This is a genomic window from Rhodococcus cercidiphylli, assembly GCF_033042225.1.
Taxonomy (GTDB): domain Bacteria; phylum Actinomycetota; class Actinomycetes; order Mycobacteriales; family Mycobacteriaceae; genus Rhodococcoides.
The window spans coordinates 34,623-52,459 of record NZ_JAWLKE010000009.1 but is presented as its reverse complement, the minus strand read 5'-3'; the positions used below and the strand labels follow the sequence as shown (position 1 = coordinate 52,459).

At 58.5% G+C, this 17,837-nt stretch carries 15 protein-coding genes; all 15 read left to right on the top strand.

The window, feature by feature from the left end; genetic code table 11:
- Positions 1-11 precede the first annotated feature (11 nt).
- The 15 genes from R3P95_RS21735 (at position 12) to R3P95_RS21670 (ending at position 17,825) form a co-directional block, all read left to right on the top strand.
- On the top strand, positions 12-1,277 hold the full coding sequence (locus R3P95_RS21735; protein WP_317549486.1) for an acyltransferase family protein: 1,266 nt from the start codon (positions 12-14) through the stop codon (positions 1,275-1,277).
- Positions 1,278-1,281: 4 nt separating this feature from the next.
- Complete coding sequence (locus tag R3P95_RS21730; RefSeq protein ID WP_317549485.1) at positions 1,282-2,499, top strand: alpha/beta hydrolase; 1,218 nt, start codon at positions 1,282-1,284, stop codon at positions 2,497-2,499.
- A complete protein-coding gene (locus R3P95_RS21725) occupies positions 2,496-3,365 on the top strand; it encodes a sialate O-acetylesterase (RefSeq protein WP_317549484.1) in 870 nt (289 codons plus the stop codon). Before R3P95_RS21730 ends, R3P95_RS21725 begins: the two co-directional genes overlap by 4 nt.
- A 254-nt stretch (positions 3,366-3,619) precedes the next feature.
- Entirely contained in the window at positions 3,620-5,125 is a 1,506-nt protein-coding gene (locus tag R3P95_RS21720; protein WP_394855451.1) for a sugar transferase, read from the top strand.
- 52 nt (positions 5,126-5,177) lie between these two features.
- A complete protein-coding gene (locus R3P95_RS21715) occupies positions 5,178-5,477 on the top strand; it encodes a hypothetical protein (RefSeq protein WP_300522628.1) in 300 nt (99 codons plus the stop codon).
- Positions 5,478-5,675: 198 nt separating this feature from the next.
- Entirely contained in the window at positions 5,676-6,995 is a 1,320-nt protein-coding gene (locus R3P95_RS21710; RefSeq protein WP_317549483.1) for a UDP-glucose dehydrogenase family protein, read from the top strand.
- 523 nt (positions 6,996-7,518) lie between these two features.
- Positions 7,519-9,000, top strand: coding sequence for a sugar transferase (locus R3P95_RS21705; protein ID WP_317549560.1), 1,482 nt, complete (start codon positions 7,519-7,521; stop codon positions 8,998-9,000).
- A 61-nt stretch (positions 9,001-9,061) separates the two neighbouring features.
- A complete protein-coding gene (gene gmd, locus R3P95_RS21700; RefSeq protein ID WP_317549482.1) occupies positions 9,062-10,084 on the top strand; it encodes a GDP-mannose 4,6-dehydratase in 1,023 nt (340 codons plus the stop codon).
- Positions 10,081-11,076, top strand: a complete 996-nt coding sequence (locus R3P95_RS21695; RefSeq protein ID WP_317549481.1) for a GDP-L-fucose synthase family protein — start codon at positions 10,081-10,083, stop codon at positions 11,074-11,076. The genes gmd and R3P95_RS21695 overlap by 4 nt, the downstream gene beginning before the upstream one ends.
- Positions 11,077-11,378: 302 nt before the next feature.
- Positions 11,379-12,323 carry a polysaccharide pyruvyl transferase family protein gene (locus R3P95_RS21690; RefSeq protein WP_317549480.1) on the top strand — a complete coding sequence of 315 codons (945 nt, stop codon included), beginning with the start codon at positions 11,379-11,381 and terminating at the stop codon, positions 12,321-12,323.
- Positions 12,324-12,454: 131 nt separating this feature from the next.
- The gene (locus R3P95_RS21685) at positions 12,455-12,952 is read left to right on the top strand and encodes an acyltransferase (protein WP_317549559.1); all 498 of its coding nucleotides are present in this window, start codon (positions 12,455-12,457) and stop codon (positions 12,950-12,952) included.
- 32 nt (positions 12,953-12,984) lie between these two features.
- Positions 12,985-14,139 (top strand): glycosyltransferase family 4 protein, encoded by a 1,155-nt coding sequence (locus tag R3P95_RS21680; protein WP_317549558.1) that lies wholly within the window; start codon positions 12,985-12,987, stop codon positions 14,137-14,139.
- The gene (locus tag R3P95_RS26195) at positions 14,132-15,019 is read left to right on the top strand and encodes a glycosyltransferase family 2 protein (RefSeq protein WP_394855450.1); all 888 of its coding nucleotides are present in this window, start codon (positions 14,132-14,134) and stop codon (positions 15,017-15,019) included. Before R3P95_RS21680 ends, R3P95_RS26195 begins: the two co-directional genes overlap by 8 nt.
- Positions 15,007-16,389: an O-antigen ligase family protein gene (locus R3P95_RS21675; protein ID WP_317549479.1), complete on the top strand. Its 1,383-nt coding sequence runs from the start codon at positions 15,007-15,009 to the stop codon at positions 16,387-16,389. Before R3P95_RS26195 ends, R3P95_RS21675 begins: the two co-directional genes overlap by 13 nt.
- On the top strand, positions 16,386-17,825 hold the full coding sequence (locus tag R3P95_RS21670; RefSeq protein ID WP_317549478.1) for an oligosaccharide flippase family protein: 1,440 nt from the start codon (positions 16,386-16,388) through the stop codon (positions 17,823-17,825). The genes R3P95_RS21675 and R3P95_RS21670 overlap by 4 nt, the downstream gene beginning before the upstream one ends.
- Positions 17,826-17,837: the final 12 nt, after the last annotated feature.

Sequence of the window (17,837 nt, the reverse complement as noted above, 5' to 3'; positions counted from 1 at the left end):
AGAAGGTACCCATGACCGCCACTCCAGACAGCACTGCGACCGCCGCCACCGCGGTCGCCCCCGATACCGGTACCAAGCGTCCAGCCCGCCTCGTCGGGCTCGACGGCCCCCGTGGATTCGCCTGCCTGTGTGTGCTCGCCGTGCACGTCGGCGGTCACTACTCGCCGCAGACTGTCCTGACCTACAAGCTCGGGGTGCTGGGGCAGGGGTTGATCTTCTTCTTCGCGCTCTCGGGCTTCCTGATCTTCCTCCCGATGGTCCGAAAGCTGTTCGCCGGCAAACCGATGCCGAACAACGTCAGCTACGCGATGCATCGGCTGCTGCGGGTGTTTCCCGCGTACCTGTTCATCTTCTTGTTCGCCAACTACGTGATGCGTGCGGTGTTCGTGGAGAATGCTGCCGTCGCCGAACAGCACTTCACCGACAACGGCCTGGGCATCCTCACCGATCCGCTGACGCTGGTGGCCAATCTGACGCTGGTGCACACCTACATACCGAGCATGATCCAAACCGGCATCAACCCGTCGTGGTCGCTGTCGCTGGAGTTCGCGTTCTACATCGCACTTCCGCTGCTGACGAGCATCGCGTTCTTCCTGCGCAAGCGCACGTCCATCTCGGCACCGGTGCTGGCGTTGATGCCGGTGGTGATCATGTTCGTCATCGGGATCACCGGAAAGCTCTACACCGCCTCGCGCGTGGGGCCGTCGGGCATCACCGATCCGAAACTGCTGGAATGGGGACCCAACGAGATCGCGGTGCTCAGCCGTAGTTTCTGGTCGCTGGCAGACAATTTCACGTACGGGATGCTGGCGGCGGTGGTGTTCGTCGCGATCGACAACGGAATGTTCAAGGGTGCCATGGTCAGCCGCATGCGGTGGTGGACAGGCATCGCGATGATTCCCACCGCGGTGATCTCACTGATGCTGATCGACAACAACTCGCGTTGGCAGACATCCACTGTGTCCTTCGGATCGGCACTGCTCATTCTGTTCATCATCGTGCCACTGGCACGCGGTGAGCAGTCGAAGCTCGCCGAACGGGCCGATTGGACACCGCTGAGCTACGTGGGCATGATCTCGCTCAGCGTCTACCTGTGGCACTTTCCCATCCTGATCATGTTGGGGCGCTTCGGATGGATGGCAGGCGACAGCCCGTTGGGGCTACTGCGGAACTTCGTGTTGGTGAGCGCGGTGAGCATCGCGTTCGGGGCGGTGACGTACCGCTTCATCGAGAAGCCGTCGTTGACGTACGCGCGTAGATTCAAGGCGAGCAAATAGATTCATGCGCACCGTGTTTAGGCTCGTCGCTCCGCTGATGCTCCTTCCTCTGCTCGCCGGATGCGCCGTGGTGGTGCCGCTCGGTGTGCAGGCGCAGGGGGCAGTGGCAGCGGCGGTGCGTGGCTCCGATCCGGAGCCGATGGACATCGCGAATCCCGGTACCGGTAGCGGCTCCATCGTCAGCGCCGAGACGATGCCGAATCTGCCGCTGCTGGTCCGGATGTCGGGCCTCGAAGCAGCGAAGGTGGTGTACCGCTCGGTGCAGCCGGGGGCGGGTGAGCGCGAGGTATCGGGCACGGTGTTCACCCCGTCCGGTGACGCGCCCGAGGGTGGGTGGCCCGTCATCTCCTACGCCCACGGCACCACGGGTATCGAGCAGGCGTGCGCGCCGTCGCGGTCTGCGTCGCTGCTGGGTGCATCCGCGCTCGTACAGGGTTACACCACAGCAGGATTCGCGGTCGCCATCACGGACTACGAGGGCCTCGGGCATCCGGGAAACCATGCGTACCTGGACAACATCACCGCTGGCTACGACGTCATCGATGCCGTCCGGGCATTGCGTACGGTCTTTCCCGATGTGGGTACGCAGTGGGCCGCGTTCGGGGGTTCCCAGGGCGGTGGTGCTGCCTGGGCCGCGAACGAACTCGCCGCTTCCTACGCGCCGGAGCTGAATTTGGTCGGTGCCGTCGCTCTGGCACCCACCGCGAACATGGTGGGCCTGGTGGACAAGGCGGTGGCGGGCACGTTGACCGAGGACCAGGGACCGGTGCTGCAGTGGATACTCGAATCCCTCTCTCGGCGTGACGAGAATGTCGATCTCGACGATTACCGCAGCGGCAACGCCGAGCAGGACTGGGACACGCTCACCCAGTGCACGCCGGCCCAGGCGGGTGCGCGTACCGATGCGGCGAAGAGGCTCGGTAGCAACGACTTTGCGCCGAAGTCCCCGGCGGCGGCTGCGGCGCTTCGTGACGAGCTGACGCAGATGGCCCTGCCGAAGGGTCCGGCGTCGGCACCGATGTTGGTGGCCTACGGAGATGCCGACACCTACATCGACGTGGCATGGACCGATGCGGCACTGCAGTCGGCATGCGGACTGGGCGATGTCATCACCATCGACCGTCAGGCCGGACGCGGGCACGGTGACGTCAACGGCGACGCCGTCAATCAGTGGTTGGCCGATCGATTCGCGGGGACACCGGCTCAGAACGATTGCACGTGAACAGGGGGAGCGTCATGGGGTTCGGTCAGAATGCGAAGGTACGGGCCAAGGACGTCGTGAAGAAGCGTCTCGGACGCGGCATCGCGGTGGAGGCGATCGACGAGCCGTATCTTGTGGTGGCGGTGCTGGGGCAGTCCAATGCCCACGGTGCGGGCAGCGGGTTGGACCGATCGGGTCTCGATGCGCCGCATCCACGGGTGCATCAGTGGGCAGCATCGGGCCGGTCGAAGAACACCATCGTGGCGGGCAGCAATCCACTGTTTCACGAGGTGCCCTCCAAGGCAGTCGGATTCGGTCCCACGTTCGCCGCGCATCTCGCCGATGCGACCGGAAGACCGGTGTTGCTGGTTCCGCATGCGCGCGGCGATTCGGGCTTCGCGCGGATTCACGGTATTTCTTGGGATCCGGCCGATACCGGGGCACGAGTCAATTTGTTCTGGGATGCACTGCAGCGCATTCGCACGGGATTGGCGACCACGCCCGGCAACGAGCTCGCGGCGGTGCTGTGGCATCAGGGGGAGAGCGATGTGCCGCTGCTGACCGGGCCGGTGTACGCGGAGAAGCTCGACAGCCTCATCGATACCCTGCGCGGCGAATTCGGTGACGTTCCGTTCGTCCTCGGTCAGATGGTGCCGGACGAAATCGAATCCGGGGATGCGAACTACGCCGTCATCGACGCGGTACACGCCGATACGCCCAGACGCAGAGCCGGAGTGGCGTACGTGCCGGGCCCGCGGGAGCTCTACAACAGCGAGACCGAGAAGATCCACTACAACGGCGAGGGGCAACGGGAACTGGGACGCCGAATGTGGGAGGCCTTCGCCGAGATGTCTCCGAGCGTCCGACGTTCGACCGACACTGCTTGACACGGGGTGTGGATGTCGCGCTAATTGGTGGTCGGGAAAGACCGCGGTGGGGGCCACTGGGAGAAGTCGGCAACGCTGTCGATGCGTGCGATTAATGCAGTGGAAACATGTAACGACCTGCGGGTTCATGGCGATCAAACCACCGTCACCAAGTGACACGACAAGTACGACAAGATAATCTGCACGACGGGGTGGCACGGAGCTGTGTCGATCACGCAAGGGTTCGGCAACGCGTACGTACCGAGGGGAAATCAGTGTCAGTCAGCGATCTGGAAGCGCAGAGTTCGGTTGTCTCGCGGCGTGACGCTCGACGGTTGCGCAGGGTGACGTCGCGTCGTGAATGGGAAACGCATTACACCGAGGGCTTGCGTGTCACGGACACGGTGGTCGTTCTCGGTGCGGTGACGGTGGCGCAGATCATCCGCTTCGGAGACATCGATTTTCGTGAACCGTGGTCCATCGTCGGCTACTTCGGGATATCCGGGATACTCGCAATTCTGTGGCTGACGTTTCTCGCCATTTTCCGTACTCGTTCTCCGCGAGTGATCGGTAACGGCTCGGAGGAGTACCGCCGCATCGTGTCGGCCACGTTCCGGCTTTTCGGAACCATCGCGATCCTCTCCCTGTTGTTCCGTCTGGACATCGCCCGTCTGTATCTCGCGATTGCACTGCCCGTCGGCCTGGTCGGGCTTCTGTTGAGTCGGTGGGTATGGCGAAAGATAGTGTCGCGCAAACGTGCTCGTGGCGGGTATCAAACCTCGGTGCTCATTGTCGGCAGCCGTAGTTCGGCTCTGGCCATGGCCACGTCGTTCGAGCGTTCTCCCGAAGCCGGCTACAGCGTGGTCGGTATCTGCCTACCCAACTACGAGCCCGGCAACGACTCGTCGTTCACCATCGACGGCGTCGAAATTCCAGTACTCGGAGACGAACACAGCGTCGTCGAGGCCATCGAGACCTCCGGCGCAGACACCGTCGCGGTGACGGCCACCGAACACATCGGCCATCATGGTCTGCGAAAGATGGTGTGGGACCTCGAGAAGAAGAAGGTCGACCTCGTGGTGTCGCCGGGAGTGGTGGACGTGGCCGGTCCGCGTCTGGTGATGCGTCCCGTCGCGAACTTCCCGCTCATCCACGTCGAGAAGCCGCAGTACAACGGCGCGAAGCGATTCAGCAAGACAGCGTTCGACTTCCTGTTCGCCGCCTCGATCCTGTTGTTGATCTCGCCGGTTCTGATCACTCTCGCCGTGATCATCAAGCTCACCAGCAAGGGCTCGATCTTCTACAAGTCCGAGCGAATGGGCATCGACGGCAAGCCTTTCCAGATGATCAAGTTCCGCAGCATGGTCCAGGACGCCGACAAGCGAGTGCAAGAACTGGCTGCCCTCAACGAAGGGGCGGGCGGGGTGCTGTTCAAGATGCGCGACGATCCACGGGTCACCCGGGTGGGCAAGGTGATGCGCAAGTTCAGTCTCGACGAGCTGCCGCAGTTCGTCAACGTGCTCAAGCGTGAGATGAGCGTGGTGGGTCCGCGGCCGCCGCTGCGCAGCGAAGTGGAAACGTACGACGGTGAAGTGCGTCGTAGGCTGCTCGTCAAACCCGGTATCACCGGGCTGTGGCAGGTGAGTGGTCGTTCGGATCTGTCGTGGGAGGAGAGCGTGCGCCTCGATCTCTCGTACGTCGAGAACTGGTCCATGACAGGGGATCTGCTCATCATCGCCAAGACCGCAGTCGCCGTTCTCAAGAGCGACGGCGCGTACTAGTAGCGCTGAGGCTCACCCTGCGGCCGGTCGGTTTTGTTCGTATCATTGCGCAATGACAACTGTGTCGCAGAACGGACGTGATGTATCCATGGGGCAGAACACGTTTCACGATTTCCTCGCAGATCGCATCGACGTGATCGCCCGCGTCCATCTGAATAGGTCCACCTCGCTGCACGCTGTCATTTCCGACAGCGTGGACGCCTACACCTCGGCGTTCGCGGAGTTTCACGGCACCGAGGCACCGTTGGATCTTCTGGCTCCGGAGGTCCGCGCCGAGCTGAGCGATTTCGTCCACCGCTGCGCCGAGGCCGTCGAGGAGCCGGAGAACCCGCAGTTTCCCGTTCGTCGCTGAGAAACCTTCGCTCTGCCGGTTGTTCAGCTCGTCCTGTGACTGCAGTCTCCTGGGTGACGGGCGTGATGGCCTGTGTTTACTATTCCCCTGTGTGCGCGTGATCTGAAGGCGTTGTCCTCCAGATACTTACTGTGACGCTTCGTCACGGACTCTTGTCGAGTACGCCATTGCTCAGAACGACTGACGGGGAAGAATCAAATGCGAATCACAGTGTTCGGTACCGGGTATCTCGGTGCCACTCACGCCGCGTGCATGGCCGAGCTCGGCCACGAGGTTCTGGGCGTCGACGTGGACCCGGCCAAGCTCGCGAAGCTCGAAGCCGGCGAGGTCCCGTTCTGGGAGCCCGGTCTCGAAGAGGTGCTGCAACGCAACATCGCCGCCGGACGGCTCCGCTTCACCGCGTCGTATCAAGAAGCTGCGGACTTCGCAGAGGTTCACTTCCTCGGTGTCGGCACTCCCCAGAAGAAGGGTGAGTTCGCAGCCGACATGAAGTTCGTCGACTCGGTCATCGAGACACTTGCGCCGTTGCTCACCAAGCCGGCCGTGATCTTCGGTAAGTCGACTGTCCCCGTGGGCACAGCCGAGCGTCTCGGCAAGATCGCCCGCGAACTCGCGCCTGCCGGCGACGACGTCGAGGTCGCGTGGAACCCCGAGTTCCTGCGTGAGGGCTTCGCCGTCAAGGACACTCTGCACCCCGATCGTCTGGTGCTTGGCGTGGACCGCGCCCGTCCGGGTCGCGCCGAGGAACTGGCACGTCAGGTCTACGCGCAGCTGCTCGAGGAGAAGATTCCGTTCCTGGTCACCGACCTGGCGACGGCCGAGCTGGTCAAGGCGTCCGCCAACGCGTTCCTGGCCACCAAGATCTCGTTCATCAACGCCATCGCGGAGGTATGTGAAGCTGCGGGGGCAGATGTCACCGTGCTCGCCGATGCCATCGGTCACGACGAGCGTATCGGTCGCAAGTTCCTCAATGCCGGTATCGGCTTCGGCGGTGGTTGCCTGCCCAAGGACATCCGGGCCTTCATGGCGCGGGCGGGTGAACTGGGCGCTGACCAGGCACTGACGTTCCTGCGCGAGGTCGACAACATCAACATGCGACGCCGCACCCGCATGGTCGAGCTGGCGCGCGAGGCCTGCGGATCTCTCCTCGGTGCTCGGGTCGCCGTCCTCGGCGCAGCATTCAAGCCCGATTCGGACGACGTTCGTGATTCACCGGCCCTGAACGTGGCCGGTCAGATTCAGCTCCAGGGTGCTGCGGTCAACGTGTACGACCCCAAGGCGATGGAGAACTCCCGGGCTCTGTTCCCCACTCTCACCTACAACAGCACTGCGCTCGAAGCCTGCGAGGGCGCTGACGTGGTGTTGGTGCTGACGGAGTGGAAGGAATTCAAGGCTCTCACTCCTATGGACCTGGACGGCGTCGTGCGCAGCAAGAAGCTGATCGACGGCAGAAACTGCCTGAACCCGGAGCAGTGGCGTGCGGCCGGATGGAACTACCGAGGCCTTGGACGTCCCTGATCGCGTTCGACCCGAACGAATGATTCATTCGATGGAATGAATTCGTGTGGCCGTTTTCTTTCATGTGACTTTTCGTTATTTGGGCTTCCCGTGAGCTTCGATGTCGGCGATAACCTTGTTTCACCCCAGGCTGATCGGTGTGAAGGTTTGTTCAGCGCGCTATTGGCAGGAGCGAGGCCATCGATCGCACGACAAACGGCGCTACATCCTGTGAGGTCTCACATTGCAATGCCGATTGCGCTCATGTGTAACGTTTTTGGGCCGCGGCACGGTTACACCCGGTGGGTTCCTGTCGCACATATCGCCTCGTCAGAGATGGTGTGGTAAACCGGATACCTGCTGTTATTCGTTTGTGATGTGTGCCGCTCGCGTGGTGCATCGGATACCAACGTGGGACTATTTCAATTCGATACCAGTTGCTCTCCGGATTGGTTCGAACCGAATTCGCGCTTTTACCTCAGGTGGGCGCAGAAGTGCAGAGGAGGGGAGCACGTTGGCATCTGTCAGGGCTGCGCAGCGCTCTCTGTGGGGATCTCCGCGTCAACAGGACCCAGTGGCAATCCGCAAGCTGACCTCGCGGCGCGTGTGGGAGCAGCGATACATCAGACGGTTAAGGGTCACTGATGTGGTTGCCGTCGTGACAGCAGTGGGCCTTGCACACGTCGTCCGCTTCGGTGACGTTGAGGTGGCCGGTATCGCGTCGACCGTCACCTACGCGGGGGTCTCGGTGGTGCTTGCGGGCCTCTGGATCGCCTTCCTCGCGATCTTCCGAACACGCTCGACGCGGGTAATCGGCAATGGTGCCGAGGAGTACCGACGCATCGTGTCGGCCACCTTCCGTCTGTTCGGCGTCATCGCGATCGTCTCCCTGTTGTTTCGCATCGAGTTCGCTCGCCTTTACCTCGCCATCGCGTTGCCGGTTGGGCTACTGGCACTGCTGTTGAGCCGATGGATTTGGCGCAATGTCGTCAGTCGACTTCGGGGCAGAGGTGAGTACAAGACCTCGGTTCTGATCGTGGGGAGCCGTACGGCTGCGGTGTCCATGGCGCAATCGTTCGAGAAGTCTCCGGCCTCGGGCTTTGCGGTGGTCGGAATCTGTATGCCTGGGTACGACGCTCCGCGGGACGGTGTGGTTCACATCGAGGGCACCGACATACCGGTCTTGGGTGGTGAGCACGACGTACTCGACGCGATCGAGGAGTGCGGTGCCGACACGGTTGCTGTGACGGCCACCGAACACCTCGGCCACAAGGGCATCCGAAAGATGATTTGGGACCTCGAGAAGACGGACGTCGACTTGGTCGTCGCGCCGGGTGTTGTCGATGTGGCCGGCCCGCGACTGGTGATGCGGCCCGTCGCAGGCTTCCCTCTGATCCACGTCGAGAAGCCGCAGTACAACGGCGCGACCCGCTTCAGTAAGACCGCCTTCGACCTCACGTTCGCGGCTCTGGTGCTGGTGATGATCTCGCCGATCCTGCTGGCCGTCGCCATAGCCGTGAAAATAACCAGTCGCGGACCGGTGTTCTACCAGTCGGAGCGGATGGGCATCGACGGAAAGCCCTTCTCGATGATCAAGTTCCGCAGCATGACTGTCGATGCGGACAAGCAGGTTGCGCACCTCCTCGATCAGAACGAGGGTGCCGGCGGGGTTCTGTTCAAGATGCGTGACGATCCGCGCGTGACGCCTGTCGGCAAGGTCATGAGGCGTTTCAGTCTCGACGAGCTACCGCAGTTCGTGAATGTTCTCAAGCGTGAGATGAGCGTGGTGGGGCCGAGGCCTCCGCTACGCCGCGAGGTCGAGACCTACAACGGCGAGGTCCGTCGGCGACTGTTGGTCAAGCCGGGAGTCACAGGTCTGTGGCAGGTCAGCGGACGATCCGACCTGTCGTGGGAAGAGACTGTCCGACTGGACCTTTCGTACGTCGAGAACTGGTCAATGGTGGGGGATCTGCTGATCATCGCCAAGACTATGAAGGCCGTGGCTGGAAGCGACGGAGCTTACTGAGCGGCATGTCCAATTTCGTTACCAAGCCAGATCTGTGTTGGGTATCAGAGGAGTGGAAAAGATGAAACGCGCATTGATAACCGGCATTACCGGCCAAGATGGCTCGTACTTGGCGGAATTGCTGTTGAGCAAGGGCTACGAGGTGCACGGCCTGATTCGACGGTCGTCCTCTTTCAATACCTCTCGCATCGATCACCTGTACCAGGACCCGCACGATAAGGACGCCAAGCTGTTCTTGCACTACGGCGATTTGAGTGACGGCGCTCGGTTGGTCACCCTGCTCACCGAGATCCAGCCGGACGAGGTTTACAACCTGGGTGCCCAGTCGCACGTCCGCGTCAGCTTCGACGAACCCGAGCACACCGGTAACACCACCGGCGTCGGATCGATCCGCCTGCTCGAGGCAGTACGCCTCGCAGGTCTGCAGTGCCGTTTCTATCAGGCCTCGAGCTCCGAGATGTTCGGCGCAACACCGCCCCCGCAGAACGAGGACACTCCGTTCTACCCACGCTCCCCATACGGCGCAGCGAAGGTCTATGCCTACTGGGTCACCAAGAACTATCGCGAGGCGTACGGCATCTTCGCCGTCAACGGCATTCTGTTCAACCATGAATCCCCGCGCCGCGGTGAAACGTTCGTCACCCGAAAGATCACCCGCGCGGTCGCACGCATCAAGGCGGGGCTCGAACAGAACGTCTACATGGGCAACCTCGACGCCATCCGCGACTGGGGTTACGCGCCGGAGTACGTCGAGGGCATGTGGCGCATGCTGCAGGCCGATGAGCCGGACGACTTCGTGCTGGCCACCGGTGGAAACTTCTCGGTGAAGGACTTCCTTGTCGTGGCATTCGAGCGAGCCGGCTTGGACTGGGAGAAGCACGTCAAGTTCGATGAGCGCTACCTGCGCCCCACCGAGGTGGACGCTCTCATCGGTGATGCCAGCAAGGCCGAAGCGAAGCTCGGGTGGAAGGCGACGGTGCACACGCCGGAGCTCGCGAAAATCATGGTCGACGCGGATATCGCAGCCCTCGAGCACGAGGGTCGTCCGTGGATCGACCGTCCAGCTCTGCCGGATTGGGCATGAGCACCGTGACGACGAACGGGTCGGCTGCATCCGACTACACGCCAGGGCCCCTCGATCGAGACGCGCCGTTCTACGTGGCAGGACACCGTGGTTTGGTCGGATCCGCCATCTGGCGGCAGCTCGAGGCATCTGGCTTCAGCGATCTGAGGGGCCGGTCGTCGTCCGAGTTGGATCTCAAGGATCGCGACGCGGTGTTTGCGTTCTTCGAGGAGACCAAGCCAGCGACGGTCGTGTTGGCCGCGGCCAAAGTCGGAGGCATACTGGCGAACAGCACGTATCCCGTCGATTTCCTCTCGGACAACCTGCGCATTCAGGTCAATGTGCTGGACGCGGCCCTGGCGCAGAACGTGCAGCGGGTGTTGTTCCTCGGGTCGTCGTGCATCTACCCGAAGTTGGCTCCGCAGCCGATCAAGGAGGAGTACCTCCTCACCGGGCACCTCGAACCGACCAACGACGCCTATGCGATCGCGAAGATTGCAGGCATCCTGCAGATCCAGTCCGTGCGCAAGCAGCACGGGCTGCCGTGGATCTCGGCGATGCCGACCAACCTATACGGCCCAGGCGACAACTTCTCACCACAAGGCTCGCATGTCTTGCCCGCGCTCATTCGTCGTTACGACGAGGCTCGCCGCGACGGAATCGAGACGGTGACAAACTGGGGTAGCGGTTCTCCGCGACGTGAGTTCTTGCATGTCGACGACATGGCCGCTGCATGCATCCACTTGCTCGAGCATTACGACGGACCCGAGCAGGTGAACGTCGGCACCGGCGAGGACGCGACGATCAGGGAGATCGCAGGCATTGTGGCGTCCGCGGTCGGTTTCGAGGGTGAGACCGAGTGGGATACCTCCAAGCCGGACGGCACACCGCAGAAGTTGCTCGACGTGAACAAACTGAGGGCAGCGGGATGGAAACCGCAAATCGACTTGGAGGCGGGAATTGCATCGACGGTGGAGTGGTATCGCGAGCATGCCGATACGCTCCGAGAGTAGTTCGAGATTGGCGACGGAGATGACCCAGGAGCGATCATTCAGTCAACGTAGCTTTGAGGACCTGCGCATGTGCTCAACCATTGACGACGAGGGGCTGTACCTTTCGTATGGGGAAATTGGTACATGGTGGGGACTCGCCGACCATTGCAAAGGCGGTTAGAGTTGTGGCCGCAGCGACGGGGCGAGATAACGCAAAGCTAGGAGACGAGCAACGCTTATTGAACCGCCAATGTAGACGTGATCTCCAATCCTAATTTAGAATGAGGAACGCTTTGGCTACCGTAGGACTACTAGACACATCATTGGAGTCGACCAATGACGGTGACGCGATTATCGTCGAGGCGATTCTCAAAAATTTCCCGGACCTCGTCGATGTGCCGAGATTTCCTACGCATCGACGGCTTGCGAAGTCCGAGGCGCTAGCGGCTGCTAAGTGCGACTATCTCGTGGTCACGGGTACGAATATACTTAACCAAAAAATTCTACGGGATCGGCAGTGGCCGCTCGGGTTAAGGGAACTGAAGGCTTATCGCGGGAGACTCGTGCTTCTTGGAGTCGGATGGCGTCAGTATCAAGAAAGACCCGGTAAGCGAACGCAGAAGACCCTGAATAAACTGTTGGCCCACCAAATTCCTGTCGCAGCTAGGGATCATTACACTGATTCTAAATTGTCGGAGCTCTCAATCGACTCGGTGAATACCGGGTGTCCAACCACCTGGAATCTGCCGATGAGCCTGCCGCCGCTCGGCTCAGTCGACGAATGCGTCTTCACTCTGACTGACTATAATCCAGCCTGGGATATCGATGGACAAGTAATTTATGACCTGGCTGCGAGGTACAAGACAGTGCATGCCTGGCCACAGAGTGATGGCGACTTGTCTAATCTAAACAAGATGAGTCTCCCGGCCAACTTCCAAATCTCAAGACGAGGGATCGCAACCCTCGATAGTCTTCTGGAAGGACGTGACTATATCGGAACTAGGCTGCACGCAGGAATCCGTGCCGCGCAGCACGGGCGCGCGATTCTGATCATTGCAGTCGACAACCGGGCAATCGAGATTGGTAAAGATATCGGGCTCCCGGTAGTGCCGAGGCAACTAGGCCCGCACGCAATCGCAGCCGCAATTGATGAGCGATCGAGGCAAGAAGCGCTTATCCAGATTCCCCGTCGCCAGGTTGAGAGATGGAAGTTGGAGTTGAGATCGCTCCTGCGCGAGACTCCTGACACCCAACGGGAGATGAAGTGACGAAGAATGCACTCTTGCGCAATTTTTCGATCCCGGGGCCGGTCAGAGTGGTCCGCCGCCTGCGGTACATCGCACTGCGGCAATTTAGATGCTGGCAGCTGTGTCGAGTTGGAGTGAGCATTGGTCGAAATATGGAAGTCTCGCACAGGCCCATTGTCGATGTTCACCCAGGATCTAAAATAACCATCGGAAGTCGTACAGTCCTGTGCAGTGATTCTCGATCGACCGCTCTCGGTGTATCGAGGCCAGTCATCCTAAGGACGTTGAGTCCAACTGCTGAAATAGTCGTGGGTAGCGATGTTGGCTTGAGCGGAACCACAATTTGCTCCGCTTGTAGCATCGAAATCGGAGACCGCTGCCTATTTGGCTCTGACGTGATGGTCGCTGACACTGACTTTCACCCACCGCGACCCTACCAAAACCGAAGGTACGCCCCGATGCCTGACGCGAACCCGAACGACCGTATCCGTATTGGATCTGACGTCTTTATCGGGGCACGTTCCATTATTTTGAAGGGCGTCTCAATAGGTGAAGGTGCAGTGATTGGTGCGGGCAGCGTCGTGACAAGCGACGTACTACCGGCGCAAATAGTGGCAGGAAGCCCGGCGCGAGTAATCGGGAACGTGTAGTCGTGCGCATAGGACTAGCCGGCCCAGTGACGATGTCAATCCTGGCCGAGTATCTGCCGGATGGGTGCGGAAACATAGACACTTACTCGTTTCCTTATATCAGCCAACTTGCTGTCTCATACCTCAAAGCTGGACACGACGTCGACGTCTTCACCAGTTCCACCGCGGTAACTACACCTCAGGTTATTGATGCTGGGCGACTGCGGGTGTACATAGGGAGACGCCGTAAGTCTGCTCGGCACCGCGGAATCGACTTTTTTCGGGTCGAACGTAGAGACCTCAGAGATGCAATGCAACTAGCCGAGCCAGACGTTATTCACGCGCACTGGACCTATGAGTTTGCGGCAGCAGCATTATCTGCACAGAAAGACTCTTTAGTGACCGCGCATGACTCGCCACAAGCACTGATCCGACACTACCACCACGTCTACTGGTGGCTGCGTGCGGCGCTCGGGGTCGTGACCGTGCGTAGGGCAAAAAACTTGACTTTGGTGTCTCCCTCTTTAAGCAAACAGATCAAGCGAATTGCTTACAAGAAGACCTCTATTAAAGTGATTCCAAACGGTGTAAAGCCTCAGGAAGTCAACCTGAAAACTTCGAGACCACCTAGAGATGTATTCCGATACGCTTGCGTAGCAAACGGATTTGATAGTCGCAAAAACACTAAAGTCGCAATTGAGGCATTCGCTCTTGTCCGGCGTGTCTACCCTGACTCTGTTCTAGCCCTTTTTGGCTCCGGTCATGGAGTCGCGGAAGAGGCATACACGTGGTCCCGGGAGTTAGGCATAGCCGCCGGAATCGAATTTCGTGGCCAGACATCCCACGACGAGATCCTGCGGTCCTTCAGCCAAGAAATTGATGTACTTGTGCATCCAAGCGTTTGGGAGGCATGCAGTGTCGCAATACTCGAATCCGCCTCATATGGCGTCCCAGTCATTGGCGGATCGAATTCGGGTGGTGTGCCGTTCACGCTCGGTTACGGCCGAATCGGAGTGCTGACGGATATCAAAAACAAAGATTCTCTAGCACACGAAATGATTCTGATGCAAGATAACCGCACCGTTCTAGACGAGAAGCGCGTGAGCGCGCGCGATTATGTTACGGAAAATTTTTCATACGAGGACGTCGTGACAGAGTACTTAGCGCAGCTAAAGGCAATCGTTGCAAATAGGACTGCCAATGCCTAATATAGATAGCCCTGACCTGGTTCGGAAATCCACGATTGTAGTGTTGGTGACGACATTCAATCGGGTCAATCAGACCGTGAAATGTATTGATTCGCTATATAGAGCCCAGCCTGATGAAGTCGATTTCAAGCTCATCTTAGTCGATGCCGGCAGTAACGACGGGACTCCAGAAACAATACGGACCAGATATCAAGACAAGGGCCCAGTGGTTATAGAAGTTACTTCCGACCATTACTGGGCAATGGGTATGCGGGTGGCTTGGTCGAAAGCGCAGCAGATCTCCTACGACTTCATCCTCTGGTTAAATGACGATGTAATCTTGTACAAGAACTCTATATCGAACATGCTCGAATCTTGGCATAAAAAGACACATCCTGCAGTAATGGTAGGCGCCCTGGAGTCAAAACAAGACGGTTCAATCACGTACTCCGGATACCGTCGGGAACACGCTAGGCGACCACTGAATCTGACAATGCTATCGCCCAGTAATGATGAACAGCATTGCGACACACTGAATGGGAATGTTGTCTTAATTCCGGCCGCTGTCGACCGCTCGGTAGGCGGCTTCCCGAGTAAGTACACTCACTCACTCGCCGATCTTGCGTATGGTTTCGAGATACGAAACTCGGGTGCTGCGATCTATCTAGTCTGTCGAGTTGTGGGTACTTGCGAAAGGGATGGATCTTCCGCAGTCTGGACAGACACCGGCAGGCCCTTACGGGATCGTTTTAAGGAATTGCGCGGCCCGAAGGGCTTGCCCTTCGGGCCGTGGCTTCGCTTTTGTTTAAGTTATGGAGGGCCAGCGGGGCTATTGAATGCCATTAAACCTTATGTTCTGCTGCTCAAGGGAAGCGGGGTGCTAGGGCGTTGGTTGAGATGATTTCTGTGCTAGTGGCAGGAGCGACTCTTCTCTACTTGTTGGTCGAAGTAGTTGTAAGAACACCACAACTCGGACTTCTCCTAGTCGGTCTCGTTGCGGTCGTCAGCTGGCATGTGCCGGTTTGGCCATCAGTCGCGTCTTTTGCTGGACTGTCGTTTGCCGTTCCGGACTTCCTCACGGTTGTACTAATCGCATCGACGCTCGTCTACGTACTTGGTCGAGCGCAACCTAAGATTGATCGAAATTTAAAGCTCGCAATTGACGGTTTAATTGTTCTCCTGGTCGTCTCAGTGTTGAAAGGGATCGTTCAAGTCGGCCTTGCCTCGTCACTCAATGAGTCTCGAGCATGGATATATATAATTTCTATTTCTGCCTGGACAGTTGTCTTTCTTAAATCGGATCCGAACGCCATCGTCTGGCTACGTAAGGGTGTTCTGGTTACAGCGGCAGGGATAACAATGGTGGCGCTATTGAATGTTGCCTTGAATGGTTTCGGAGGAGCAAGCACCTCCTCTGTTTCTGCATCAGGGGTAGTGCTTGAGGCAGGCCGTCCAATTTCATCAGGCCAAGCGATGATTTTGGCGATTGCTGCCATCCTCTGCATCTGGTGTTGGAGTCGGCTTGGCAACCGTAGCTACTTCATCGGGTTCCTGGGTTTTACGGTCGTGGTCGTGCTGGCTCAGCACCGGTCAGTCTGGATAGCGCTGGCAATTGGAGTGGTGTTGTCGTTGCTATTCTTGCTGAAAGGGCAGGCTGCAGCGGTCGTTGGTGCCCTCGTACTCATCATCGGCACCGCGCTAGTTTCTCTAGTAATCTTTTCTGATTCTCGTATCGCGGCAATTCTCTTCGAGTCCGCTGCGGACTCCCGCACTTACGATGGAAGAGTCTACGACTGGCAGATCCTCATAGGAGCGAGTTTTGATTCTGGGCTACATACTGTGCTGACCGGCTTCCCATTTGGCTCCGGGTGGACTCGGTATCGCGAAGATGGATTGCGAATAGGGTACATTCCCCATAACTGGTATGTCGCCACCTACCTTCGAGCGGGTGCCTTTGGTTTGCTCTTCATGGTTTTTGTGGGCGCAGTCCTGATTCAGAGGGGCTGGAAGAATAGGTTTACAACGCCCGCTCTTGCAATAGCCGCAATGCTTGTCGCTTACTGTTGGTCGTACAATCTCCAGTGGTACCTAGCCCCGGCGCTGGGCTGGCTCGTTTGGTCGATGTCTCGCCCAAATGTGGTCGAAAAGCAATGTGAGATGACAGGCCAGTCGGAGAACGCGGAAACGTTGCTGACGACTGTTAGCGAAGTCAGCAGGGCCTTCGGAGAACGGCATAGCGTGCCTCATTGGAAGCGCTATAAGCTCCAATGAGCTCCAAATTAGACAAACTCGTCCGTGGAGTGTCGTGGAATTACTCCGCGCAGTTGTTGACTGCTCTTGCACAATTTGGGTATGCTGCAGCGACATCGCGACTGGTTTCTCCTGCCGGATTCGGCACATATGCGGTGGCACTTACTGTTGTCGGCCTTGTGACTCTACTCAGTACGGGGGGGCTGGGCCAATCTGTTTCAAGAATGTCGGAGGTGTCGAAGGAAGTACTCGGCGGGCTTGCTAGCTTTGCCCTTATATTGGGCATTGCCGGTTCCATATTTCTGATATTAACCGCTCCGCTGTTTGCTGCGCTGTGGGGTGATCCGAACGCGGGCCAGTCTGTGCGGGTCTTGTGCATCGTGGTCCTAATTACGCCATTATTGGGGTTAATGTCAGGGCTGTTGAGACGCACTGGTCGGTTCAAGGCCCTTGCAATCGTCACTTTGGCATCAAATGTCGCAGGGATGATGGTCGGTGTGGTGATTGTGACTGTATATCAGAACGCGGTATCGCTTGTTTCAGCGACGGTTGTTTCGCAGGTTATCTTGTTCATTTCCCTTAGTCTTATAACCAAATTCAGGCTGTTAAAATTCGGCCGCTTGAAAAGCGCCTCGAATGAAATTGGTTTCGGGAGGAATGTTATCTTCTCAAGCATGCTGTCCTATTTGGCAAACAACCTTGGGAAGTGGTCAGTATCAAGATGGGTGGGTGCTCCTGCCCTTGGGCAATGGAATCGTGCGGACGTCGTGACAAGCATCCCGTTCTTTCAGATTCAGAATGCAATTGTACAGGTGGTATATCCAGAATTTCGGCATGATCGTGAGAATAACGAACGTGCGAGAAGGGCCTGGCCCCATTTACTAGCTATAACCGCTTGGGCCAGTGTTCCAGCGGGTTCGCTCGGAGCGGCAATCCTACCTGCACTAATCCCAATATTGTTTGGAGACGGCTGGGCTATGGCGGCGTCAATGGCCGTACCACTCGCGATTATCGCTTCGCTGCAGGTGGTGACCACCGTACTGGGGGGAGCAGTAGAGGCGCTGGGAAAATTTAAGTGGATCTGGTTGTCCCAAATTTTGATGATTATGGTGCAGTGCGTTGGTGTCGTAATTACAATCGCGACGGAGTCTGTCTGGCCTGCCCTTTGGTCCCTTGGTGGGGTTGTTGTGTTAAGGCAGGCTGTTTATATTGTCCTATGTGCACGTACGGGTTACATGGATGCGAAGCTCCTGCTGAAGCATTACCTTGCTGTTGCTGTATTTTCCGTTTTAACATACGCTGGCGGTATCTTGTTTTTGAGCGGATTAGGAAACCCGTTACTAATCGTCGGTCTGGTTCTAGTCTGTGGCGTTCTTTTCGTCTTGGTCCGTATGCGTCCAATGATGTTCCCGCCAATCAGAATTATACGTGAGTACTCGTCAGCGCGTGCCGGTTAGCGATCTGTAGGC